Source organism: Azospirillum melinis, from assembly GCF_013340935.1.
Taxonomy (GTDB): Bacteria; Pseudomonadota; Alphaproteobacteria; order Azospirillales; family Azospirillaceae; genus Azospirillum; species Azospirillum melinis.
Genome location: NZ_WHOS01000062.1, coordinates 1 through 21,569 on the forward strand (window position 1 = coordinate 1; position 21,569 = coordinate 21,569).

The 21,569-nt window shown below is 68.6% G+C and carries 19 protein-coding genes; 10 read left to right on the top strand and 9 right to left on the bottom strand.

From position 1 onward, the window contains the following. Positions 1 to 90: 90 nt before the first annotated feature. The 3 genes from galE to GBZ48_RS29525 are packed head-to-tail and all read left to right on the top strand — an operon-like array spanning position 91 to position 2,974. Positions 91 to 1,104 carry a UDP-glucose 4-epimerase GalE gene (gene galE / locus GBZ48_RS29515; RefSeq protein WP_174474278.1) on the top strand — a complete coding sequence of 338 codons (1,014 nt, stop codon included), beginning with the start codon at positions 91 to 93 and terminating at the stop codon, positions 1,102 to 1,104. 51 nt (positions 1,105 to 1,155) lie between these two features. Next, complete coding sequence (locus GBZ48_RS29520; RefSeq protein WP_246307549.1) at positions 1,156 to 1,716, top strand: MarR family transcriptional regulator; 561 nt, start codon at positions 1,156 to 1,158, stop codon at positions 1,714 to 1,716. Between the two features lie 31 nt (positions 1,717 to 1,747). Further along, positions 1,748 to 2,974 (top strand): DUF2336 domain-containing protein, encoded by a 1,227-nt coding sequence (locus GBZ48_RS29525; protein ID WP_246307550.1) that lies wholly within the window; start codon positions 1,748 to 1,750, stop codon positions 2,972 to 2,974. Between the two features lie 5 nt (positions 2,975 to 2,979). Here GBZ48_RS29525 and GBZ48_RS29530 read toward each other — a convergent pair whose 3' ends face one another. After that, complete coding sequence (locus GBZ48_RS29530; RefSeq protein WP_246307551.1) at positions 2,980 to 4,320, bottom strand: nitrate regulatory protein; 1,341 nt, start codon at positions 4,318 to 4,320, stop codon at positions 2,980 to 2,982. A 279-nt stretch (positions 4,321 to 4,599) separates the two neighbouring features. Between GBZ48_RS29530 and GBZ48_RS29535 the strand changes: the two genes are divergently transcribed. Continuing rightward, entirely contained in the window at positions 4,600 to 4,803 is a 204-nt protein-coding gene (locus tag GBZ48_RS29535; RefSeq protein WP_174474281.1) for a hypothetical protein, read from the top strand. Between the two features lie 118 nt (positions 4,804 to 4,921). After that, positions 4,922 to 6,136: an alpha-hydroxy acid oxidase gene (locus GBZ48_RS29540; RefSeq protein ID WP_281362510.1), complete on the top strand. Its 1,215-nt coding sequence runs from the start codon at positions 4,922 to 4,924 to the stop codon at positions 6,134 to 6,136. A gap of 86 nt (positions 6,137 to 6,222) precedes the next feature. Here GBZ48_RS29540 and GBZ48_RS29545 read toward each other — a convergent pair whose 3' ends face one another. Further along, positions 6,223 to 6,939 carry a hypothetical protein gene (locus GBZ48_RS29545; RefSeq protein ID WP_174474282.1) on the bottom strand — a complete coding sequence of 239 codons (717 nt, stop codon included), beginning with the start codon at positions 6,937 to 6,939 and terminating at the stop codon, positions 6,223 to 6,225. Positions 6,940 to 7,003: 64 nt separating this feature from the next. Then, positions 7,004 to 8,605, bottom strand: coding sequence for a glycosyltransferase (locus tag GBZ48_RS29550; protein ID WP_174474283.1), 1,602 nt, complete (start codon positions 8,603 to 8,605; stop codon positions 7,004 to 7,006). A 209-nt stretch (positions 8,606 to 8,814) separates the two neighbouring features. Here GBZ48_RS29550 and GBZ48_RS29555 point away from each other — a divergent pair, with 209 nt between their 5' ends. Beyond that, complete coding sequence (locus GBZ48_RS29555; RefSeq protein ID WP_174474284.1) at positions 8,815 to 9,600, top strand: nucleotidyltransferase domain-containing protein; 786 nt, start codon at positions 8,815 to 8,817, stop codon at positions 9,598 to 9,600. Further along, on the top strand, positions 9,593 to 10,312 hold the full coding sequence (locus tag GBZ48_RS29560) for a metallophosphoesterase family protein (RefSeq protein WP_174474285.1): 720 nt from the start codon (positions 9,593 to 9,595) through the stop codon (positions 10,310 to 10,312). Before GBZ48_RS29555 ends, GBZ48_RS29560 begins: the two co-directional genes overlap by 8 nt. A 181-nt stretch (positions 10,313 to 10,493) precedes the next feature. On the opposite strand, the gene GBZ48_RS29565 is transcribed toward GBZ48_RS29560, so the two are convergent. The 3 genes from GBZ48_RS29565 to GBZ48_RS29575 all read right to left on the bottom strand — a co-directional run bounded on the left by GBZ48_RS29565 (position 10,494) and on the right by GBZ48_RS29575 (position 14,512). Beyond that, positions 10,494 to 11,546 (bottom strand): ABC transporter ATP-binding protein, encoded by a 1,053-nt coding sequence (locus GBZ48_RS29565; protein ID WP_174474286.1) that lies wholly within the window; start codon positions 11,544 to 11,546, stop codon positions 10,494 to 10,496. Continuing rightward, positions 11,539 to 13,206, bottom strand: a complete 1,668-nt coding sequence (locus GBZ48_RS29570; protein ID WP_174474287.1) for an ABC transporter permease — start codon at positions 13,204 to 13,206, stop codon at positions 11,539 to 11,541. Before GBZ48_RS29570 ends, GBZ48_RS29565 begins: the two co-directional genes overlap by 8 nt. A 202-nt stretch (positions 13,207 to 13,408) precedes the next feature. After that, positions 13,409 to 14,512 carry an ABC transporter substrate-binding protein gene (locus tag GBZ48_RS29575; RefSeq protein ID WP_174474288.1) on the bottom strand — a complete coding sequence of 368 codons (1,104 nt, stop codon included), beginning with the start codon at positions 14,510 to 14,512 and terminating at the stop codon, positions 13,409 to 13,411. A 182-nt stretch (positions 14,513 to 14,694) separates the two neighbouring features. Here GBZ48_RS29575 and GBZ48_RS29580 point away from each other — a divergent pair, with 182 nt between their 5' ends. From GBZ48_RS29580 to GBZ48_RS29590, 3 genes are all read left to right on the top strand, one after another. Further along, positions 14,695 to 15,360: a response regulator transcription factor gene (locus GBZ48_RS29580; protein WP_174474289.1), complete on the top strand. Its 666-nt coding sequence runs from the start codon at positions 14,695 to 14,697 to the stop codon at positions 15,358 to 15,360. Then, positions 15,360 to 16,847 (top strand): sensor histidine kinase, encoded by a 1,488-nt coding sequence (locus GBZ48_RS29585; RefSeq protein ID WP_174474290.1) that lies wholly within the window; start codon positions 15,360 to 15,362, stop codon positions 16,845 to 16,847. The genes GBZ48_RS29580 and GBZ48_RS29585 overlap by 1 nt, the downstream gene beginning before the upstream one ends. A gap of 432 nt (positions 16,848 to 17,279) precedes the next feature. Next, the gene (locus GBZ48_RS29590; protein ID WP_167421730.1) at positions 17,280 to 17,426 is read left to right on the top strand and encodes a hypothetical protein; all 147 of its coding nucleotides are present in this window, start codon (positions 17,280 to 17,282) and stop codon (positions 17,424 to 17,426) included. Positions 17,427 to 17,646: 220 nt separating this feature from the next. Here GBZ48_RS29590 and GBZ48_RS29595 read toward each other — a convergent pair whose 3' ends face one another. From GBZ48_RS29595 to GBZ48_RS29605, 3 genes are read right to left on the bottom strand one after another with little or no spacing between them, the layout of a single operon-like run. After that, positions 17,647 to 19,917 carry a xanthine dehydrogenase family protein molybdopterin-binding subunit gene (locus GBZ48_RS29595; RefSeq protein WP_174474291.1) on the bottom strand — a complete coding sequence of 757 codons (2,271 nt, stop codon included), beginning with the start codon at positions 19,915 to 19,917 and terminating at the stop codon, positions 17,647 to 17,649. After that, a complete protein-coding gene (locus GBZ48_RS29600) occupies positions 19,914 to 20,924 on the bottom strand; it encodes an FAD binding domain-containing protein (RefSeq protein WP_174474292.1) in 1,011 nt (336 codons plus the stop codon). Before GBZ48_RS29600 ends, GBZ48_RS29595 begins: the two co-directional genes overlap by 4 nt. After that, positions 20,921 to 21,475, bottom strand: coding sequence for a (2Fe-2S)-binding protein (locus GBZ48_RS29605; protein WP_425486026.1), 555 nt, complete (start codon positions 21,473 to 21,475; stop codon positions 20,921 to 20,923). The genes GBZ48_RS29600 and GBZ48_RS29605 overlap by 4 nt, the downstream gene beginning before the upstream one ends. Between the last annotated feature and the right edge of the window lie 94 nt (positions 21,476 to 21,569).

The following is a 21,569-nucleotide window of genomic DNA, read 5'->3' on the forward strand; positions in this document are numbered from 1 at the left end:
CCCCAAACCCGCCCCCCGTTTTCCTTCCACCACGCCGGCCGCCCGATTCCGGTTGCGGCCCGAAAACCGGTTCAAGGAAACCCAAACTCCATGACGACGTCCCAAACCATTCTCGTCACCGGCGGCGCCGGCTATGTCGGCAGCCACTGCGTGACCGAGCTTCTCGAGCGCGGCCACCAGGTCGTGGTCTTCGACAACCTGCGCCAGGGCCACGCCGCCGCCGTGCCGCCCGAGGCGACCTTCGTCCAGGCCGATCTGGCCGACGAGGCGGCGCTGGCCCGCGTGTTCGGGCAATGGCGCTTCGACGCGGTGTTCCATTTCGCAGCCCTGTCGGTGGTCGGCGAATCGATGCGCGACCCGCACGCCTACCTGCACGGCAACACCGTCACCTCGCTGAACCTGATCCGCGCCGCGGTGAAGGCCGGGGTGATGAAGCTGGTCTTTTCCTCCACCGCCAACCTGTTCGGCTCGCCCAAGCGCATCCCCATCGACGAGGACGAGGCGATCGACCCCGGCAGCCCGTACGGCGAATCGAAGTTCATGATCGAGCGCGCCCTGCATTGGGCCGACCGCTGCCATGGCCTGCGCTCCGCCTGCTTGCGCTACTTCAACGCCGCCGGCGCCCATCCCAACGGCCGGCTCGGCGAGGACCACAGCCCGGAAACGCACCTGATCCCGCTGGTGATGGACGCCGCCACCGGCAAGCGCCCGCACATCGAGATCTTCGGCGACGACTACGACACGCGCGACGGCACCTGCATCCGCGACTACATCCATGTCTGCGATCTGGCCGACGCCCATCTGCGGGTGCTGGACGCGCTCGACGAGCGGTCGGTCCGCTACAATCTGGGCAACGGCACCGGCTACAGCGTGCGCGAGGTGATCGCGTCGGTGGAGCGCATCACCGGCCGCAGCGTGCCGGTGAAGGTCGGCCCGCGCCGCCCCGGCGACCTGCCGGTGCTGATCGCCTCGTCGGAGCGCATCCGCCGCGACCTCGGCTGGCAGCCGCGCTTCCCGGAGCTGGACAGCATCATCGGCAGCGCCTGGGCATGGCGCAGCGCGCACCCGCATGGCTTCCGCGGTCTTGCCGCCGCGGCGGAGTGAGTCGGGCAGGAAGGATACGGGAATGGTTGAGCCGGCAGGATCATGGACGCGATGAGCAACCTGAACTGGGACGATGATGACGCGCCCGAACCGGGCACGGACGACAAGGGAGCAGACCGGGCGGGCGGCAAGCCGGGCGAGGATCTCGACCTCGCCGACTTCCACGGCATGGCGCGGCTGATCGAGCGCATGCACCGCCGGTATCTCGACGTCGTCCGCGTCGGCCTGTCCAAGCAGGGCATCGAGGACATCGGCCCGGTGCAGGCGCTGATGGTCATGCTGATCGGCGAGGACGAGCTGTCGGTCCGCGACCTGATGGAGCGCGGCTATTACCTGGGCTCCAACGCGTCCTACAGCCTGAAGATCCTGGTCGATGCCGGCTACATCAACCGGGCCGCCAACCAGCGCGACCGCCGCACCGCGCGGCTCCAGCTGACCGACAAGGGCCGGGAGCTGTGGGAGGGGCTGCGGCGGATGGAGCAGGCGCAGGCCGAGGCGCTGGTGCGCAACGAGACCGAGGTCCGCGACCTGAAGGCCAGCTATCGCACGCTCCGCCGGCTCGACCGGCTGTGGGGCGACATGGTCCGCTACTCCTGCCTCGATTTCGATTGAGGCCTTGATGTCGATTGAGGGTGTTCCTCCGATGCCGCAGCCGGGTGCCATGATGCCACACGCCGCCGCCCAACCAGACGCCCCCCATCCCAACGGCCTGTCGTCGAAGGATGTGGAGCGGCTGCTCGTCTCGCCCAACGCGGAAACGCGGATCGAGACGATGAACAAGCTGTTCCACGATCTGGAGGCGGGCGCGTTGAGCCCGGCCGAACGGTCGCTGGCCATCGAGGTGGTCCATTGCTTCGCCGGCGACGCCCAGGTGGCGGTGCGCGAGGCGGTGGCCTGGCAGCTGCGTAACAGCCCTCTGCTGACCGGGGATCTGGCGGAGCGGCTGGTCCGCGACGTCGGCCGGGTGGCCTTCCCCATCCTGCGCGATGCCGCCGGACTGACCGACGACCTGCTGCTGGACGTGCTGTCCGATCCCGATTCGGGAAAGCATGTGGCGGTCGCCAGCCGTTCCACCGTCTCCGCCCGCGTGTCCGGCGCAATTGCCGAGCGCGGCAACGTCATCGCGGTGACCGCGCTGCTGCGCAACGACGGCGCCGAGGTGCCGGACAGCGCGATGAGCCGCGCGCTCGACCGGTTCGGCCGCGTCCGCATGGTCAGCGAGGCGGCGGCGACCCGCCCCGGCCTGTCGCTGGCGATGGTCGAGCGGGTGGTCGCCTTCGTGTCGGACAGCATGCGCACCACGCTGATGCAGGCGCATGGCCTGTCGCGCGAGCTGGTCGAACGGCTGGTGGAGCGCGGCCGGGAGGCGGCGACCATGCGCATGCTGCGCCCGGTGCTGCGCGGGGCCGAGGACATCGACGCGGTGATCCAGTGGCTGCACACCAACCGCCGGCTGACGCCGGTCCTGCTGTTCCGCGCGCTGTGCGCCGGCGACCTGTCGCTGTTCGTCGCCGGCATGGCCGTCCGCGCCGGCATCCCGGCGGAGAATGCCCGCCGGCTGGCCTGGGACGACGGCGAGCTGGGCATGGCGGCGCTGATGAAGAAGGCGGCCGTCCCCCCCGGCCTGACCCAGCCGTTCCAGGTCGCGGTCGGCGTCGCCAAGCGGATGGAGTATGAGGGCGGCGACGCAGGCCGCGAGGATTTCCAGGCGGAGGTCATCGGCGAGCTGTTCACCGCCTGCACGCCCACCAACGACTGGATGGTCGACGATCTGCTGCTGCAGCTGTTCGACCAGAAGTCCGAGGAGGTGATCGACCGGGCGCTCGATCAGGCGGGGCTGCCCTTCTCGCCGGTGCGCACGGTGCAGTAGTCAGGTCATCCTCCTGCCGCCCCTCCTCCACCCGTGACGCCGCGGAGGATGTCCGACATGCTGAGGATGGCCTCGGCCACCTCGACGATCCGCTTGTTCTGGTTCATCGCGGTCTTGCGGATCAGCTTGTAGGCCTCCTCCTCCGACAGGTTGCGGGTGGACATCAGCAGGCCCTTGGCGCGGTCGATCACCTTGCGCTCGTTCAGCGCCGCCTTCGCCGTCTCCAGCTCCAGGCTGACGTCGCGCAGGCGCTGGGACTGCGCCTGCATGACGTCGAGCACCGAGCGCATCAGCTTCGGCGGCAGCCCGTCGGGGGCATAGAGCCCGGCGCCGTCCTGTTCCTGCCCAATCGATGACGGACCATTCACTCCAGTCAGCGCGGGAACGGCATCCACCAGCATCATGGCGACCGGAAGCACCGTGTCGGGACCGCCGGTGTCGGCCTGTCCGAGATCAGCGCGGGCCTGGGCCAGCTTCGCCTCGCACAGGCGGCGGAGATCGTCGGTCAGACGGTCTTCCACCGTCTTCAGCAGCTCCATGCGGCGGGTCGCCCGGTCAAACCAGAGCTCCGGCGTGATGCCCGACAGCTCGCCGTGGCGGGCATCGTCGCTGAGCGCCACCGCCCGCATCCGCTCGACCTCCGCCACCGCCGGGTCGGCCAGGGCGGTGCGGAAAGCGGCGGCCTGGGCGGGGTCGGCGAACTCCGCGAAGATGCGGAAGGCGCGGTTCTGGGCATCGATCAGATGGGCGAGCCGCCCATGCTCCACCCCGTCGAAACGCCCGCGCGAGAAGCCGGCGCTGGCGGTCGCCCGCTCCTGCCCGGCAAATTCCTTGCCCTGGACGACGTTGAACAGGGCGACCAGCGCGCGGGAGATCGCCGGATCGGCGGCGATGTCGGCCGCCTCGAACAGCACGGACAGCAGATGGCCGATAATGTCGGTGAAGGCCTTCACCGAATCCTGCGGCACCAGCGCCAGCGAGGACACCTGATCGCGCAGGGCCGGCAGCCCGTCCAGCGCATAGAGCGCGAGGGCGGCCCGGCTGTAGAACTGCGCACCGCAGCTGAGGCGGTCGAGCTGTTCGTCCACAAGATCCAGCCGGTCGCGCAGCACCGACTCCAGCGTCCTGGCATCGGCCTGCCAGCGGGCGCGGTCCTCGGCGAAGCGGGTGCCGCCGGACCCGAGATAGATGGAGGAGGCGCCGCGCTCCTTCTGCAGGGCATGGATCAGGGCGCTGAGATCCCGCACCAGGGCGCTGACCGCCAGAAGCTGTTCGACGTCGCGGATGCGGCACAGCTTGGCGGTGCGCAGGAAGCGCGCCGCGGCGGCGCTGGTTCCACTCTTCATGGCGTCGCGCTCCGTACCCATCCAGCCTGTTCCCCCCGACATCGCCCGGCCCCTTGGCCTGTACAAGCAATGGATATGCCAGCGAAAAAGCCCCCTCTCCCCTTGCGGGGATAAGGCCATCCCCTGCTGAGCAAGGCTGCCCGGCCTTGCAGGTCTGCCCAAGAATCGGCAGGTCGGCCGAAAATTTGGGCGGGTGGGTGCCGCAATACTGTGCGGTGCAACATCGGGGGTTCCGGCGCTGTTGTTGTCGATACCCCCAGCTCCGGAGTCGCCTCCACGATGACCAAGAATCCCTTCATGAGCGCGTGGCTGTCCTGGGCCAACCGCGCCAGCGGCATGTGGACCACCGCGGCGATGTCGGCCGCCCGGCGCAACCAGTCGGCGGCCCAGACGGCGATGTTCAAGGCCATGATGACGCCGCCGAAGGCCAAGCCATCGAAAGCGAAGGCCAACTCGAAGCCCAGGTCGAAGCCGGCGCGCTGAGCATCGGAAACACCACGGCAAAAGGGCAGCGTCGCCGCAGCCATGGCTTGACGGTGCGCGGAGGGAGTGGCCAAATCGACGCCCTTCCGTTTCGCGCGCAACCGTTGAGACACGCCCCATGACCTCCGTTCGCATGCCCTCCTCGCGGCCGCCGTCGCGCTGGGCGAACCTGTTCACCGACCGGCCCGTCACCTGCATCGAGGATCTGCGGCAGCTGGCGGAATGGCGCGTGCCGCGGATGTTCTACGATTACGCGGATTCCGGCTCCTACACGGAGTCGACCTATCGCGCCAACGAGTCCGACTTCGGCCGGATCAAGCTGCGCCAGCGCGTGGCGGTGGACATGACCAACCGGACGCTGGCCAGCACGATGGTCGGCCAGCCGGTGGCGATGCCGGTGGCGCTGGCCCCGACCGGCCTGACCGGCATGCAGCATGCCGACGGCGAGATCCTGGCCGCCCGCGCGGCAGCCAAGGCCGGCGTGCCCTTCACCCTGTCGACGATGAGCATCTGCTCCATCGAGGACGTGGCGGAGAACACCGACAAGCCCTTCTGGTTTCAGCTCTACGTCATGCGCGACCGCGCCTTCATCGACAAGCTGATCGACCGCGCCAAGGCGGCCGGCTGCTCGGCGCTGGTGCTGACGCTCGACCTCCAGATCCTCGGCCAGCGCCACAAGGACATCAAGAACGGCCTGTCCACCCCGCCGAAGCTGACCGTCGGCAACATCCTGGACATGGCGACCAAGCCGCGCTGGTCGATCAACATGCTGCGGACCCACCGCCGCACCTTCCGCAACATCGTCGGCCATGCCACCGGAGTCAGCAACCTGTCCTCGCTGTCGTCCTGGACGGCGGAGCAGTTCGATCCGACGCTGAACTGGGACGACGTGCGCCGCATCCGCGACCGCTGGGGCGGCAAGCTGATCCTGAAGGGCATCCTCGACCCGGAAGACGCCGTGATGGCGGCGGACACCGGCGCCGACGCGCTGATCGTCTCCAACCATGGCGGCCGGCAGCTTGATGGCGCCATCTCCTCCATCGCCGCCTTGCCGGCCATCGTCGAGGCGGTGGGCGACCGCATCGAGGTGCTGATGGACGGCGGCATCCGCTCCGGCCAGGACGTGGTCAAGGCGCTGGCGCTGGGCGCCAAGGGCACCTTCATCGGCCGCGCCTTCCTCTATGGGCTGGGGGCCGGCGGCGAGGCCGGCGTGTCCCAGTGCCTGGAGATCATCCGCAAGGAGATGGACGTGACCATGGCGATGTGCGGCCTGCGCGACATCCGGCACGTGACATCCAACATCCTGGCGGGCAAGCCGAATTTCGGGGTTTGAGCGGAAGGGTGTCTCCGTCCTGGCCGGCGGGGGGATGGAACGGCGTGGAACAGAGTCCGCCGCATGTTCCATCTACCGCCGGCAGGCTACCGCCGGCAGAAGGGACCGGCGGCGCGGCGGCTCACCGGGCCGGGGTTGAGGTTCGGGTACTCCTCGTACTGGTTGGCGGTCCAGGGGAAGACGCCCTTCGGCCCCACCGCTTCCGGCTGGGCGACGACGACGGCGACCAGTTCCGGGCTGGGCGGGCAGCGTTCGCGCAGGGCGCCGGGGATGTCGTCGTCGAGTTCGGGGACGATGACAGCGGGCGGGTCCTCCGGGCGGGGCGCCCGCGGCCTGTCTTCCGATCTCGCCGCCGGCTCCTCCTCCGCCCCCACCTCGTGAATGTCCCGCGAGGCGTTGCGGGCGGACCCGAGACCGGGAATGAGGCCGAGCCGCTCGGCCAGCCAGCGCACGGTGGCGGGGTCGCCCGAGGTGACCAGACGCTCGATCTGTTCGGCCACCAGCACCCGCAGCGAGGACAGGCGCAGTTCGGCCTCGCGGTTCAGCGCCTGGCGTTCCCACCAAACCCTGTGACGGAAGTCCTTTGAGCCGTAATAGGCCCGCCACAGCGTGGTGCGGCTGCACCCCATGGCGCGCGAGACCTGAAGGAAGCTGTTGCCGCGGGCCAGCATCCCGGCGGCCATGATCCATTGTTCGTCATGGAACTGCGATCCGGGAACCAGCGAGCCTTCGGCAGGCGTCGGCGGCTCTTCGGCCCAGCGGGGGAACTGGTCGTTGGTGAAGCTGCGGCTGTCGAGGGGCATGGCAAAGCTCCGCGGAATGATGGGTTCCAGCGGAGGTTATAGGCATAATATCCAATTAATAGGATTATTTGCAAATCCGCTCGCCCATCCCACCGTGCCCATGCACTTCGACCGCCTCGTCCAGATAGCGAGACAGCGCCACGGCGGCATCGGCCGGGTTGCTGCGCCCCGTGCTCCGGGACCGGGCATCGGCCGAGGCTTCGGCCAAAATGGCCGGATCGCCGGCCAGCAGGGCGAGCCGCTCCACGGCGGCGGGATAATCGGGCACGACGAACCGGGGGCCGATGACGGCCGACACGTCGCCGCCCGGCAGCGAAACCGGGACAACGCCGGCTGCCAGCGCCTCGGCGGCGCTCGCGCCACCGCCGGTGCGCTGCGGATTCACATAGGCGTCGGCCGCTTGCATCAAATCCGCCATGTCGGTCACATAGCCCAGGTGGAACAGGCGCCCTGCATGCCGCGACCCTTGCAGGCGCTGGGGCAACGCCGCCGCTTCACCGGCGAACGCCACCGCCACCCGGGGCGCACGGTCGATGAGGGACTCCAGCATCGCAAGGAAGGCGCCGTCCGCCTCCTCGTCCAGCCGGTTGCCGATCACCAGACACAGGAAGGCATCGTCCGGCAGGCCGTAGCCGGCGCGGCTCCCTGCCTTGTTTGCGGTCTGGACCGGCGGTGGGGCACCGATCAGCGAAAAAAGGAAGCGGAAGGGTCGCCACGAGGTGGCGAGCGGACCGCCGGCCGGCCGGCTGCCGCCGCCGTAATCCAGCACGATGCTGGCCAGCGACGGCGTCAGTCCACTGGTGGTGGGAATGCACAGGGTGGGACGGGCCGCCACCAGCAGGTCGGCGACGACGACCGACCCGCCCAGCGAGACGACCACGTCGGGATCGTGCCACTCGACCGCGCGCAGGAACCAGTCGACCTTGTCCCGCGTCAGCGTGCGGCCGGTCGAGGACAGCATCCGGAAGGAGCGGCCGTCCGCCTCGATCACCTGTTTGCCGTCGAAGGCGGGTTCCACCGAGGAGGCGAAGGACGGCACGAACAGGCTGTGGATGTCGGCGGGCATGATGTTGGTGTTGAGAATCACCACCTCCCGCCCGCAGCGTTCCTCCAGAACCGCGGCATAGGACAGCAGGTCGCGCGACGGCTGGTGGCGCAGCGACAGAAACTGGTTCGTCACCAGCACCAAGCGCCCGGTGGCCGGGTTGCCCGCCGGGCGGGGCCGTGGGACGACGCCGAGTTGGTCGCGGATCGCGCCGATCAGGCGGGTGTAATAGGGAAACAGCCTGTCCTCGAAGAAGCCGGGCCGGCTCGCCCCGTCCATGCGCATCAGGAAGAGCTGGCGCCCCATGCAGCAATAGATGTGAAGCAAACGGTCGAGATCCGGGCACCCGAACTCGGGTTCGATCAGGTCGAGCAGATCGTCGTAGCGGCGCAGGTCGCCGGTAATCGCGGCCAGAGCGGAGAGGCGCAGGACCGGATCGGCGTCGCCGGTCAGGCGGCCCAGCTGCGTGGCGCTGGCGGCACGCTCGTCCGGCGGGGCATGGCGGAGACGCTCCAGCAAGGACTCGATCTCCCGCAAGGCGGACGCGCTTTCGACCGGCCGCAGCATGGCGCGGCAGAGCGCGGCGACGGCATCCGCGGAATTTTCCGCCGACAGCTCCATGGTTCAACCCCCGGTAAGGCCACCCTGCCGCACCAGACCAAATTTCCCGGTGCGCGGCAAGGAAAGCCGGAAAACCGGCCGGGCGCCGGGGGCACGGCACACTGTGGGGCACGGCAGACGCCTGTCCCGCAACACTCCCCGCCCTGCCCTGTTGTACCGGGTCAACGTGCAGCACCGGCGCGTCAGGCCGGTGCAATGGGGAGTGGTCCATGAGCGAACTCCGTGAGGGCAGCGCCACCGTCACCGCGGAGGCCGAGGCCTTCTATACCGAAAGCCTCAAGCTGCTGATCCAGTCGGACATCCCGTTCCTGCTGGGCGGGACCTACGCGATCAGCGCCTATACCGGCATCACGCGGCCGACCAAGGACATCGACATCTTCTGCCGCGGCGGCGATTTCCCGCGCATCCTGTCCCATTTCCAGGACCATGGATTCGAGACGGAGATCGAGGACGAGCGCTGGATCGGCAAGGTCAAGCATGGCGAGCTGTTCTTCGACGTCATCTTCAACTCGGCGGTCGCCATAAACCCGGTCACCGACCGCTGGTTCAAGGAGGAGCATCGCGCGGTGATCTGCGGCAGCGACGTGCCGCTGGTGGCACCGACCGAGATGATCTTCTCCAAATCCTTCGTCCAGATGCGCCACAAATACGACGGGCCGGACGTGGCCCACATGATCCTGAAGCAGCACGACAGGATCGACTGGAAAAGGCTGCTCGCCCACATGGAGCAGCATTGGGAAGTGCTGCTGATCCATCTGCTGAACTTCCGCTTCATCTACCCGACCGAGCGAGACCGCGTGCCCGACTGGCTGGTGGCGGAGCTGCTGGAGCGGATGCAGGAACGCGCCAAGCTGCCGGTCGCCCAGACCCGCATCTGCCGGGGCCGGCTGTTCTCGCGCGAGGATTACCTGATCGACGTCACCGAGTGGGGCTTCGCCGACGTGGTCGGGGAGGAGGGCACCAGGCAGAGCCTGAAGGAGAACGGGAATGGATGAGCGCAGGCTGACCGTCGCCGCCATCGGCGACATCCATGTCGGCGAAACCACGCAATATCCCTATCGCGAGCTGTTCCAGGAGATCGCCGGCAAAGCCGACGTGCTGGCGCTGTGCGGCGACCTGACCAATCACGGCAAGCCGCGCGAGGCGGAGATCCTGGCCGACGCCCTGCGCTCCATCGGCATTCCGGTGGTCGCGGTGTTCGGCAACCACGATTACGAATGCGGCCATCTGGAGGAGGTCCAGCACATCCTGACCCAGGCGGGGGTGCGGTTCCTCGACGGGGCGCCGCAGGAGATCGGCGGGGTGGGCTTCGCCGGGGTGAAGGGCTTCGGCGGCGGCTTCGGCAACCGGATGCTCGACAGCTTCGGCGAGCCGGCGATCAAGCAGTTCGTCCATGAGGCGGTGAACGAGGCGATGCGGCTGGAAAGCGCCTTGCGGCAGTTGGAGACCGAGCGGGTGTTCGTCGTGCTGCACTACGCCCCCATCGCCGCGACGGTGGAGGGGGAGCCGACGGAGATCTTCCCCTTCCTGGGGTCCTCGCGGCTGGCCGAGACCATCGACCGCTTCGACACTGTGCGGGCGGTGGCGCATGGGCATGCGCATCACGGGACGTACAGCGGGAAAACGCTGCGGGGGACGCCGGTCTACAATGTGGCGCAGACCATCCCCAAGGAAACCGGGCGGCCCTATGCGCTGATCGAGGTTTGAGAGTGCCCTCTCCCGCCCCGGGAGAGGGAGGGGACCCGCCGAAGGCGGGGAGGGTGAGGGGTGGCACAAGGAACTGAAAGCGCAGGGTTCCTTGCGCGCCCCTCACCCTTCCCAAGCTGCGCTTGGGCCCCTTCCCTCTCCCGGGACGGGAGAGGGAAATCAGTGGCGGTAGAGGTCCCGCTCAAAAGACCCAAAGCTGTTCCGGCGGCAGGTGCAGCCAGTGGGTGCCGGCGGCCAGCGGGCGGCCGAAGGCGCGGAGCGTCTGGTCGCCGCAGCGGAAGACATGCTCCCAGTGGCTGCCGAGATAGACCGAGGTCTCCAGCTCGGCCGGGATGCGGTTCTCTCCTTCGCCGTCCACCACCTCGACCTGTTCCAGGCGGATGACGCCGGTGGCGTCCTCCGACACGCCCTTGCCCGCCCGGTCCTTGCCCCACAGCGGGTGGCCGGACAGCTCGATGCGGGCGTAACCGCCGCGCTTGTCCTGAACCCGGCTTTTGATCTGGTTGTTGACGCCCATGAACTCGGACGCGAACAGGCTGACCGGCTCGGTGTAGAGCTGTTCCGGCGTGCCGGCCTGGACGATGCGGCCGCCGTCGAGCAGGACGATGCGGTCGGCGATGGCCATCGCCTCCACCTGGTCGTGGGTGACGAAGACGGCGGTCAGGTTCATCCGCTTGATCAGCGTGCGGATCCAGATGCGGGCCTCCTCGCGCAGCTTGGCGTCGAGGTTCGACAACGGCTCGTCGAGCAGGATGACCGGCGGGTTGTAGACCAGCGCGCGGGCCAGCGCCACGCGCTGCTGCTGGCCGCCCGACATCTGGTGCGGGTAACGGTCGCCGAGATGGCCGAGACCGACGCCGTCCAGCACCGCGGCGACGCGCTGCTGGAGTTCGGCCTTGGCCACGTTGCGCAGGCGCAGGCCGTAGGCGACGTTCTCGAACACCGTCTTGTGCGGCCACAGCGCGTAGGACTGGAAGACGAGGCCGAGGCCGCGCTTCTCCGACGGCACGTTGAGGCCGGCGGCGGCGTCGAACACCGGCTGGTCGCCGATGGAGATGACGCCCTTCTTCGGCTCCTCCAGCCCGGCGATGGAGCGCAGCAGCGTGGTCTTGCCGCTGCCCGACCGGCCGAGCAGGGCGACGATCTCGCCCTGGGCGAAGGTGGCGGTGATGCCCTTCAGGATCTCGGTGCTGCCGTAGGACAGGTGCAGGTCGTCGATGATGAGCTTAGCCATGGGAGCGTTTCCCGAAGAGCGACATCAGCAGCAGGCCGCCGCCGATCATCGCGATGTTGACGGTGGAAAGCGCGGTCACGAGGTCGACGGCACCGGTGCCCCACAGCGAGACCAGCAGCGAGCCGATCACCTCGGTGCCGGGGGCCAGCAGATAGACGCCCGTGGAGTATTCGCGCATGAAGGTGACGAAGATCAGCAGCCAGCTGGAGAACAGCCCGACCTTGACCAGCGGGATCGTCAGGTCGCGCGACACCCGGCCGGGGCTGGCGCCGACGATGCGGCCGGCCTCTTCCAGTTCGGGGCCGATCTGGAGCAGCGCGCCGCTGACCAGACGCATGCCGTAGGCGAGCCAGACCAGCGTGTAGGCGACCCAGATGGCGATCATGGTCTGGCGCAGCGGCGACAGGAAGGGTGTGAACAGGAACACCCAGAAGATCGCCAGACCGGCCACCAGGCCCGGCATGGCGCGCGGCAGCAGGACCAGATAGTCCATCAGCTTGGTCCAGCCCGACTGCCAGCGGTGGGCAGCGAGATTCAGCATGGTGTAGACGCCGACCGACAGCGCCCCGCCCACCGACGCGATCAGCAGCGTGTTGACGATGCCGCGGGTCAGGTTCGGGAACTCCATCAGCTCGCGGAAATGGGCCAGCGTCAGCACGTCCAGCAGGTTGACGCCCTCGCCCCAGCTCGACACGAAGGCGCGCAGCACCAGACCGCTGATCGGAACCACCACGGTGAACAGCAGCCACGCGGTGATCATCGCCGCGGCCGGCCAGCGCCAGACGCCGATGGACACCGGCTTCTGCGCCGCGGCCTTGCCCTTCACCGAGACGTAGCGGTTGGCGGCGCGCAGCAGGAAGCGCTGGAGCGCCACCAGCGGCAGGGCGATGCAGATGATCGCCACAACGACCACCGCCATCAGCTGGTATGAGGGCGTGCCCAGCTTGTTGGTCAGCTTGTAGAGGTATGTGGCCAGCACCAGGATGCCTTCGGGATCACCCAGCACCAGCGGCAGGCCGAACAGCTCGAATCCTAGGAAGAAGACCAGCACGGCGGCGTAGAGGATGTTCGGCATCACCATCGGCAGGCTGACGGTCAGCGCCGTGCGCAGCGGGCCGGCGCCAGTCATGCGCGCGGCTTCCTCGACGTCGGACCCCAGGCTGCGCAGCGCCGACGAGGTGTAGAGGAAGACGTGCGGGACGTGGGTCAGGCCGGCGATGACGATCAGCGTCGTCTTGGAATAGAGGTACCAGGGGACGAAGCCGAAGGTGCCCTTGAACCACAGCGTGACGAAGCCCGCCGGGCCGAGGCTGACCACGAAGCCGAAGGCCAGCACCACCGACGACACGAACATCGGCACGAGGATCACCGGCTCGATCCAGCGGCGCCCCGGCAGATCGGTGCGGGCCATCAGGAAGGCGAGCATGGCGCCGACCGGCACCGCGATGGCGGTCATGCCGAAGGCGATGACGCACGAGTTGTAGAGGGCGTCGAAGAAATCCTCGTCGTCCAGGACGAACTCGTAGGCGCTGAACGTGAAGGCGGTCTTGGGCTGGAAGAACGGCCCGTCGAGGAAGCTCTGGTAGACGACCAGGCCGATCGGGGCCAGCACGGCAATCGCCATGGCGACGATCACCGCGATGCGCGTCGCGCGGTTCATGGGGGGATTCCTTGATTCGGCGGCTTTGGCGCTAAGGCCCTCTCCCGTCCCGGGAGAGGGGGGACCCACGCCGCAGGCGTGGGGAGGGTGAGGGGGAGTCCAAGGATCCCGCACCGCACGGCTTCGTGCCTCACCCCTCACCCTTCCCGCCTTCGGCGGGCCCCTTCTTTCTCCCGGGGCGGGAGAGGAAGGTTGACGACGGTTACTTCCCCTGGAGGGCCTTCTGCCAGTCCTTCAGGAACTTCAGGCGCTTGACCTGGTCGAGGTAGGTCAGCAGTTCCGGGCCGACATGGATCGGGCGCAGCGTGCTTTCCGGAACGCCGGCGGTCGGGTTGGCGCTCGCCAGATCGGTGCGGATCGAGCCCATGTAGCGGGCCTGCATCGCCTGCTGGCCCTGCTTCGACAGCAGATAGTCGAGGAACAGCTTGGCGGCGTTCGGGTGCTTGGCGCCCTTCGGGATGAAGGCGATGCGCGACATCACGATGGTGTAGTCGGACGGCAGCACGATGCCCAGCGACTCCGGGTCCTTGTGCTGGCGCTCGTAGACGTAGGAGCCGATCATGTTGTAGCCGATGGTGTGCTCGCCCGAGGTCAGGCGCTCGATCATCGCGCCCGACGAGGTGTAGAGCTTCACCCCGGTCTGGCCCATCGCCTTCACCAGATCCCAGGTGTTCTTGTTCGCCTGCACGTCCTGGGTGATGTAGAGGAAGCCGACGCCGCTGCGCTCCGGATCGTAGGAGGTGACCTTGCCCTTGTAGGCGTCCGGCTTCTCGGCAAGCAGCTTGGCGAGGTCGGCGTGGGTCTTCGGCACGTCGGCGGCGGGGACCACGCGCTTGTTGTAGGCGAAGACGATGGGCTCGGCGGTGGTGCCGAAGGCCTCGTTCTTATAGTTGGCCCAGTCGGGGATGCTCTTCGATTCGGGCGAGGTGTAGGACTGGGCGTAGCCGTCGTTGACCAGCTTCATCTGCAGGTCCATCGCCGACGACCACATCAGGTCGGTGGTGCCGGTGTTGGCCGCCGCCTCGCTGATGAAGCGGTTATACATCTCGGTCGAGTTCTGGTCGGCGTATTCCAGCTTGACCTTGGGATAGAGCGCCTCGAACCCCTTCAGGAGTTCCGACACGGCGGCCGCGTCGGTGGCGGAATAGATGCTGAGCGCGCCTTCCTGGTTCGCCGCCTCGATGATCTTGGCATAGGCGGGGTCGTAGCCGGCGGGAACCGACTGCGCCTGGGCGGTGCCGGCGGTGAAGGCGGGCACGGCGACGGTCAGGGCGGTCGCGACCAGAAGGGCCAGTTTGGTGCGCATCTCTTCCTCTCCTGCGGTTGGTTTCCACGGCGTCGTTGCGGGCCGGGTTGGTTGGGCTTACAAGCGGATTTGCCGTGACTATAGGCAATCAACCTGTCGCCAATCTGTCGCGGATTAAAATTGTTGGTGGAACGGAACAGGCGCGGTCGGATGATGGCCCATTCGGATGATAGGCGGCACCCTTGCGCATCCTGATCGTGGAGGACGACGCGGCGCTGGCGCGCGGGGTGACCGGGGGGCTGAAGCTGGCCGGCTATGCCGTCGACCATGTCGCGTCGGGCGAGGACGCGGTGCGGCTGGAACGGGCGGAGCCCTATGGGCTGGTGGTGCTGGACCTGGGACTGCCCGACCTGTCGGGGTTCGAGGTGCTGACCCGCATCCGTCGCCGCGGCTCCACCGTGCCGGTGATGATCCTGACCGCGCGGGAGGCGGTGGCCGACCGGGTGAAGGGGCTGGACCTGGGCGCCGACGATTACCTGCTGAAGCCCTTCGACCCGGCGGAGTTCGAGGCACGGGTGCGCGCCCTGGTCCGCCGCGGCCAGGGCACGCCGGTGCCGGAGTTGGCCTGCGGCGCCCTGCGCTACGACCGTTCCACCGCGACGGTGACACTGAACGGCCGGGTGCTCGACTTGCGCAAGCGCGAGCTGGCGGTGCTGGAGGGGCTGATCACGCGGGCCGGCAAGGTGGTGCCGAAGGACCGGCTGGCCGGCGAGGTGTTCGGCTTCGACGAGCCGGTGGCGCCGAACGCCATCGAGCTGTATGTCGCCCGGCTGCGCAAGAAGCTGGAGCCCGACGGGCCGCAGATCCGCACCATCCGCGGGTTGGGCTATCTGATGGAAAATGCCTGATGGCGGCCATTCGGGCCGGCCGGCCGGAGCGGGTGCCATCTCTGCGCCGCCGGCTGCTGACCCGGTTGCTGGTGCCGCTGGGCGCGCTGGCGGTCGGGCTGGGTGTCGGCGGGTCGGCGCTGATCCACGGCTTCGTGCAATCGACCCATGACCGGCTGCTTGCCGGCTCGACGCTCGCCATCGCCGAGCGGCTGGCGGTGGGGGACGATGACGGCGAGGTGACGGTCGACCTGCCGGCCGTCGCCTTCGGCATGCTGGAGAGCCAGGCGCGCGACAACATCTATTACAACGTCGCCCATGAGGGCGGGGTGATCACCGGCTATCTCGACCTGCCGCTGCCGGACATCCAGGCGATGCCGACCAACGTCACGGTGTTCCGCGACGCCTCCTATCACGGCCATCCGGTGCGGGTGGCGGCGCAGGTCCGGCGGCTCTACGGCGTGCCGCAGCCGGTGCTGGTCCAGGTGGCGGAGACAACCGCGGGGCGGCGCGCGCTGGAGGTCGATCTGCTGCTGTGGCTGACCCTGCTGGAGGTGGCGCTGGTTGGCGGCAGCGGGATGCTGGTTTGGGGGGCGGTCGGACGCGGGCTGGCGCCGCTGAAGCGGCTGCGCCGGGTGATCGACGCCCGCTCGGCGCGCGGAGGAATGGCCCTGGTGCCGCTGCCGCTGGCGGTGGTGCCGGCGGAGGTGCTGCCGCTGGTGGTCGCCATCAACGGGCTGCTGGCCCGGCTGGACCAGTCCATCGGCACGATGCGGCGTTTCACCGCCGACGCCTCGCACCAGCTGCGCACGCCGCTGGCGGTGCTGCGCACCCATCTGGCCCTGCTGCGCCGCTACGGCACCGACAGCGTGGAGGGGCGCGCGGCGCTGGACGACGTCGAAGGGGCGGTGAAGCGGCTGGAGCGGCTGCTGGTCCAGCTGCTGGCGCTGGCCCGCGCCGACGAGGACGCGCCGGTGGTGCCCGCGGCCCCCGAGGTCGCCGACCTGATGCAGGTTGCGATGGAGGTCGCCGCCGAGCAGGTGCCGGCGGCGCTGGCCCAGGATGTCGAGGTGCGCTTCGAGGGGCCCGAGGACGGCAGCGCCCTGCGGGTCGCCGGGAATGCCGTGCTGGTGGGAGAACTGCTGGGCAATTTGCTGGACAACGCCATCCGCTACAACCGGCCGGGCGGGACGGTGACGGTGCGGGTGGGGCAACCCCCAGGGACCGGGCCGGTGATGGAGGTCGAGGACGACGGCCCCGGCATCCCGGAGGCGGAGCGCGGGCGGGTGTTCGAACGCTTCTACCGCCTCGACCGTCCGGGCGAGCCGCCGCGCACCGGCAGCGGGCTGGGGCTGGCCATCGTCCGCGCGCTGGCCGACCGGCTGGGGGCGTCGGTGCGGCTGGATGTCGGGCAAGATGGCAAGGGACTGAAGGTGACGGTGACCCTCCGGGCGGCGGAAAGCGCTGCCGGCTCAGAGGCTTTGGCGGCGGACGGCGACCGGGGCTGAGGCACCGGCCCGGTTGGAACGACACCCAGCGGACCCATCCACACCTTATTCGCCGTCATCCCCGCCTTCGCGGGGATGACGACTGAAAAAAGCTGTTCCGAGCGTATGAGAGGAGAGGCGGGATGAAGCCCCTCCCCGCCCCCACCGCTGCCATGACAATTTTGTTAACCAGAGCTGCGCGGATTTGTCGCCGGCTTCCATTGCCAGTTCGCGGCTGCGGGACTATCTGACCGCTCCGCACAGCCTGTGCTGGCAACGTGTTGGAAGTAAATACAGTCCGGACCACGGACGAATATTTTTTCCTCATCCCGGCCCGGCTCACGGAAGAAAGAAACGGCTCCCGGCGTCTATTGCCCAGGAGACCGCACAATAAGGGTCTGGCCGTCCCAGGAACCGGGCGGCCGAAAGAGGTTAGGGAAAGGGTCTGTCGCTATGCTTTGCAACATCGTCACCGTCGCCTCGCTGGGCGTTCTTTTGCTGTCGGGTATCGGCTTCAGCGTCACCAAGGCGCCGAAGCAGGACCGCCAGCACGAAACCGACATGCCTCGCCGCATGGCGGACGAGAACATCATGGGGTGATGTCGGGTTTTTTTAGCGGTTGCCGGGTCTGCCGGCAGCCGCGAAGGTGATGAAGCTCCCCTCTCCCGCCTCGGGAGAGGGAGGGGCCCGCCAAGGGCGGGAGGGTGAGGGGTGATCCAAGAAACCCTTAGTTCGGGATACTTGCACTACCCCTCACCCTTCCCAAGCTTCGCTTGGGCCCCTTCCCTCTCCCGGGGCGGGAGAGGGATTTCACGGGCTGCTAAGCCCCTAGGATCTTATCCAGCGTGATGGGCAGGTCGCACAGGCGTTTGCCGGTCGCGTGGTAAATCGCATTGGCGATGGCGGCGGGGACGCCGACGATGCCGATCTCGCCGACCCCCTTGGCGCCGAGCGGGTTGACGATGTCGTCATGCTCTTCGACGAAGATGACGTCGATGTCGTGCACGTCGGCGTTCACCGGGATGTGATACTCGCCGAAATCATGGTTCATGAAGCGGCCCAGGCGCTGGTCGGTCATCGACTCCTCCTCCAGCGCCATGCCGATGCCCCACACCACCGCGCCCAGGACCTGGCTGCGCGCCGTCTTGGGATTGATGATGCGGCCGGCGGCCACCGCGCTGACCACGCGGGTCACCTGCACGGTGCCGAGATCCTCGTCCACCCGCACCTCCGCGAAGATGGCCGAGTGGGTGCCGAGCGCATGCTGCATCTGCGACTTGTAATAGGGGATCGAGCGCGCCTCGTCCTCCAGCACCAGCAGATCGTTGGCCCGCATCACCTCGGTGATCGACAGGCGCCAGGACGGGTCCGCCCTGGCGATCAGGAAGCCGTCGGCGAAGATCAGCTCGTCGGCCTTCAGCCCCTTCAGGGGGCCGTCGTTCAGCCCGGCCGCCAGACCGGCCAGCCTGTCGCGCAGCCGGTCGCAGACCGCCTTCACGGCGGAGCCGACCGACGATACCGTCCAGGACCCGCCCTGCAACGGCGCCATCGGCAGGTTGGTGTCGCCGAGCTGGAAGCTCACCTTGTCGATCGGCAGGCCCAGGATGTCGGCGGCGATCTGCGTCATCGCCGTGTAGGTGCCGGGGCCGATGTCGGCGGTGGCGCTGCCCACCGTCAACGTGCCGTCGATGCCGAGCCTGGCCGACGCCACCGCCTGCCCCTGCATGGCGTCCCACACGCCGGTCGCCATGCCCCAGCCGACCAACTGCCGGCCCTCGCGCATCGAGCGGGGGGCGTGGCTGCGCTTGTGCCAGCCGAAGCGTTCGGCGCCCTGCTGGAAGCAGGCGCGCAGCTCCTTGCTGGAAAAGGGCTTGCCGGTGTTGGGATCGACATCGGTGTAGTTCTTCAGCCGCAGCTCCAGCGGGTCCATGCCGAGCTTGGCCGCCAGCTCGTCCATGGCGATCTCCAGCGCCGGGATGCCGGTGGCCGCACCGGGAGCCCGCTGGTCGAGCGGGGTGTGGGTGTCCAGGCGCGCCAGCTTGTAGTCCAGCCGGACATTGTCGCACCTGTATTGCTGGCCCGACCAGTTGACGACGACCTCGACGTAATTCTCGTTCTGCGAGGTCTCCTGCACCGCCTCGTGGATGACGGCGGTGAGGGTGCCGTCCTTGCGCGCCCCCAGCGCCACGCGCTGGAGCGTTTCCGGGCGGTGGCCGAAGCTGAACATCTGCGGGCGCGTCAGTTCGACCCGGACCGAGCGCTTCAGCGTGGTCGCCGCCAGCACCGCCATGAACAGCTGGTGCTGCGGGCGCAGGCCCGAGCCGAAGGCGCCGCCGACGAAGGGGGAGATCACCCGCACCGCGTCGGTGGAGAGGTTGAAGACGTTGCAGACATAGGTCTGGGTGTTGATCGGCCCCTGCGTCTTGTCATGGACGGTCAGGCTGCCGTCATTGTGGTAGATGACGGTGGAGGCGTGCATCTCCATCGGGTTGTGATGCTCAACCGCCTGGGAGAAGTTCAGGTCGACGCTGACTTCCGCCTCGGCCAGTGCCGTGTCGGCATCGCCGCGCGGCTTGGGCGGTGGCTGGAAGCCGCCCTTGTCCTTGCCGGGGGTGAAGGCGTCCGCCTTGGCCGCACGCAGGTCGGTACGGTGCTCGTCCGCCTCGTAGGTCACATGGATCAGGCGGGCGGCGTAGCGCGCCAGCTCGAAGCTCTCCGCCACCACCAGGGCGATGGGCTGGAGCGCATGGTGGATCGTCGCATCGTAGAGCGGGCGGAAGGGCGAGCCCTTCGGCGCGTCGTCGTCCTTCCACTTGCGGTCGAACCAGGGCAGGCTCGGCCGGTTGTCGTGGGTGAAGATTTGCAGGACGCCGGGAAGCGCCAGCGCCTTCGCGGTGTCGATGGCGAGGATGCGGCCGCGGGCGATGGCGCTGGAGACGATGTAGCCGTGGGCGAGGCCGGGCGTGTTGAACTCCGCGGCGTATCTGGCGCCGCCGGTCACCTTCAGCCGGCCGTCGACGCGGCTGACGGGCTTGCCGATCTGTGAACCAGGGCGGTCCAAAAGATCGGGGATGGTCGGTTTGGCGATCATGAGTGCTCCACTCCGGCGGCTTCGGCCAGCGCCCGGACGATGGCGCGCTCGGCAAGTCCGATCTTGAAGGCGTTGTGGGACTGGACCCTGGCGTCGCGCAGCAGGACGCGCGCGGCCTCGCGGAAGGTCTCCAGCGAGGCGGGCTTGCCGGCCAGCCCGGCTTCGGCCGCCGGGTCGCGCCAGGGCTTGTGGGCGACGCCGCCCAGCGCCAGCCGGGCGCTGCGGATCGTCTGGCCGTCCAGCTTGAGGGCGGCGGCCACCGACACCAGCGCGAAGGCGTAGGAGGCGCGGTCGCGGACCTTCAGGTAGGTCGAATGGTCGGCGAAGCCCTCGGCCGGCAGGTCGATGGCGGTGATCAGCTCGTCGGCGGCCAGATTGCTGTCGATGTGCGGGGTGTCGCCGGGCAGGCGGTGGAAGTCGGCGAAGGGGATGGTGCGCTCGCCCTTGGGGCCGCTGACGCGGACCACGGCGTCCAGCGCCGCCAGCGCCACGCACATGTCGGACGGGTGGACGGCGATGCAGCGGTCGCTGGCGCCCAGGATGGCGTGAATGCGGTTGACCCCGGTCAGCGCGCCGCAGCCGGTCCCCGGCTCCCGTTTGTTGCAGGGGGTGCCGGTGTCGTAGAAGTAATAGCAGCGCGTGCGTTGCAGCAGGTTGCCGCCGTTGGTCGCCATGTTGCGCAGCTGGGCCGAGGCGCCGGCCAGGATCGCCTTGGACAGCATCGGATAGCGCGCCTGCACCCGCGCGTCATAGGCGGTGTCGGCATTGCGGGCGAGCGCGCCGAGGCGCAGGCCGCCGTTTTCGATCTCCTCGATTTGGTCGAGGCCGAGGCGGGAGATGTCGAGCAGACGCTCCGGCCGCATCACGTCGGCCTTCATCAGGTCGAGCAGGTTGGTGCCGCCGGCAACGAACTTCACCGCCGCCTCGGTCGTCGTGCCGGGCTGGCCGGCCACACCACGCAACGCCGCATCGACGCTGTCGGGGCGGCCGTAGGAGAAAGCCCTCATGGCGTGCCTCCGTCCCTGGCTGCCGGCTGCGCGTCCATCACCTGCCGGATGGCGGCGACGATGTTGGGATAGGCGCCGCAGCGGCAGAGGTTGCCGCTCATCAGTTCGCGGATGTCGTCGTCGGTCCTGGCGTGCCCCTCCTCCAGCAGGCCGGCGGCGGAACAGATCTGGCCGGGCGTGCAGTAGCCGCACTGGAAGGCGTCCTGCTCGACGAAGGCCTCCTGCAACGGGTGGAGCGCGTCGCCGCTGGCAAGGCCCTCGATGGTGGTCACCGTCCGCCCCTCCGCCATCACCGCCAGGGTCAGGCAGGAGTTGATGCGGCGGCCGTCCACCAGCACGGTGCAGGCACCGCACTGGCCATGGTCGCAGCCCTTCTTGGTGCCGGTCAGGTCGAGATGCAGGCGCAGGGCGTCGAGCAGGCTGGTCCAGGGGGCGACGCGCAGGGTCTTGCGGCTGCCGTTGATGGTCAGGCTGACCTCCATGGCGTCCGGCGGCGGCGCCGGCTGTTTGCGGGCGTGGCCCTGGAAGGCTGGACCTGTTGGCTGGGACATGACCGCTCCGACTGCTGGCAGGTGGTTCCGCGAAAGGGATTCAGGAGGTCAACAGGAACCCTTCCGCGGCGTTCCGCCGGGACGTTCCGTCAAA

What these genes read in the sequence shown, in the direction of transcription:
- GBZ48_RS29595 (WP_174474291.1), bottom strand. Translation starts at nt 19,917, where the DNA reads ATGATCGCCAAACCGACCATCCCCGATCTTTTGGACCGCCCTGGTTCA.
- GBZ48_RS29570 (WP_174474287.1), bottom strand. Translation starts at nt 13,206, where the DNA reads ATGAACCGCGCGACGCGCATCGCGGTGATCGTCGCCATGGCGATTGCC.
- GBZ48_RS29575 (WP_174474288.1), bottom strand. Translation starts at nt 14,512, where the DNA reads ATGCGCACCAAACTGGCCCTTCTGGTCGCGACCGCCCTGACCGTCGCC.
- GBZ48_RS29560 (WP_174474285.1), top strand. Translation starts at nt 9,593, where the DNA reads ATGGATGAGCGCAGGCTGACCGTCGCCGCCATCGGCGACATCCATGTC.
- GBZ48_RS29590 (WP_167421730.1), top strand. Translation starts at nt 17,280, where the DNA reads ATGCTTTGCAACATCGTCACCGTCGCCTCGCTGGGCGTTCTTTTGCTG.
- GBZ48_RS29600 (WP_174474292.1), bottom strand. Translation starts at nt 20,924, where the DNA reads ATGAGGGCTTTCTCCTACGGCCGCCCCGACAGCGTCGATGCGGCGTTG.
- GBZ48_RS29520 (WP_246307549.1), top strand. Translation starts at nt 1,156, where the DNA reads ATGAGCAACCTGAACTGGGACGATGATGACGCGCCCGAACCGGGCACG.
- GBZ48_RS29540 (WP_281362510.1), top strand. Translation starts at nt 4,922, where the DNA reads ATGACCTCCGTTCGCATGCCCTCCTCGCGGCCGCCGTCGCGCTGGGCG.
- GBZ48_RS29550 (WP_174474283.1), bottom strand. Translation starts at nt 8,605, where the DNA reads ATGGAGCTGTCGGCGGAAAATTCCGCGGATGCCGTCGCCGCGCTCTGC.
- galE (WP_174474278.1), top strand. Translation starts at nt 91, where the DNA reads ATGACGACGTCCCAAACCATTCTCGTCACCGGCGGCGCCGGCTATGTC.
- GBZ48_RS29545 (WP_174474282.1), bottom strand. Translation starts at nt 6,939, where the DNA reads ATGCCCCTCGACAGCCGCAGCTTCACCAACGACCAGTTCCCCCGCTGG.
- GBZ48_RS29525 (WP_246307550.1), top strand. Translation starts at nt 1,748, where the DNA reads ATGCCGCAGCCGGGTGCCATGATGCCACACGCCGCCGCCCAACCAGAC.
- GBZ48_RS29605 (WP_425486026.1), bottom strand. Translation starts at nt 21,475, where the DNA reads ATGTCCCAGCCAACAGGTCCAGCCTTCCAGGGCCACGCCCGCAAACAG.
- GBZ48_RS29535 (WP_174474281.1), top strand. Translation starts at nt 4,600, where the DNA reads ATGACCAAGAATCCCTTCATGAGCGCGTGGCTGTCCTGGGCCAACCGC.
- GBZ48_RS29555 (WP_174474284.1), top strand. Translation starts at nt 8,815, where the DNA reads ATGAGCGAACTCCGTGAGGGCAGCGCCACCGTCACCGCGGAGGCCGAG.
- GBZ48_RS29585 (WP_174474290.1), top strand. Translation starts at nt 15,360, where the DNA reads ATGGCGGCCATTCGGGCCGGCCGGCCGGAGCGGGTGCCATCTCTGCGC.
- GBZ48_RS29530 (WP_246307551.1), bottom strand. Translation starts at nt 4,320, where the DNA reads ATGAAGAGTGGAACCAGCGCCGCCGCGGCGCGCTTCCTGCGCACCGCC.
- GBZ48_RS29565 (WP_174474286.1), bottom strand. Translation starts at nt 11,546, where the DNA reads ATGGCTAAGCTCATCATCGACGACCTGCACCTGTCCTACGGCAGCACC.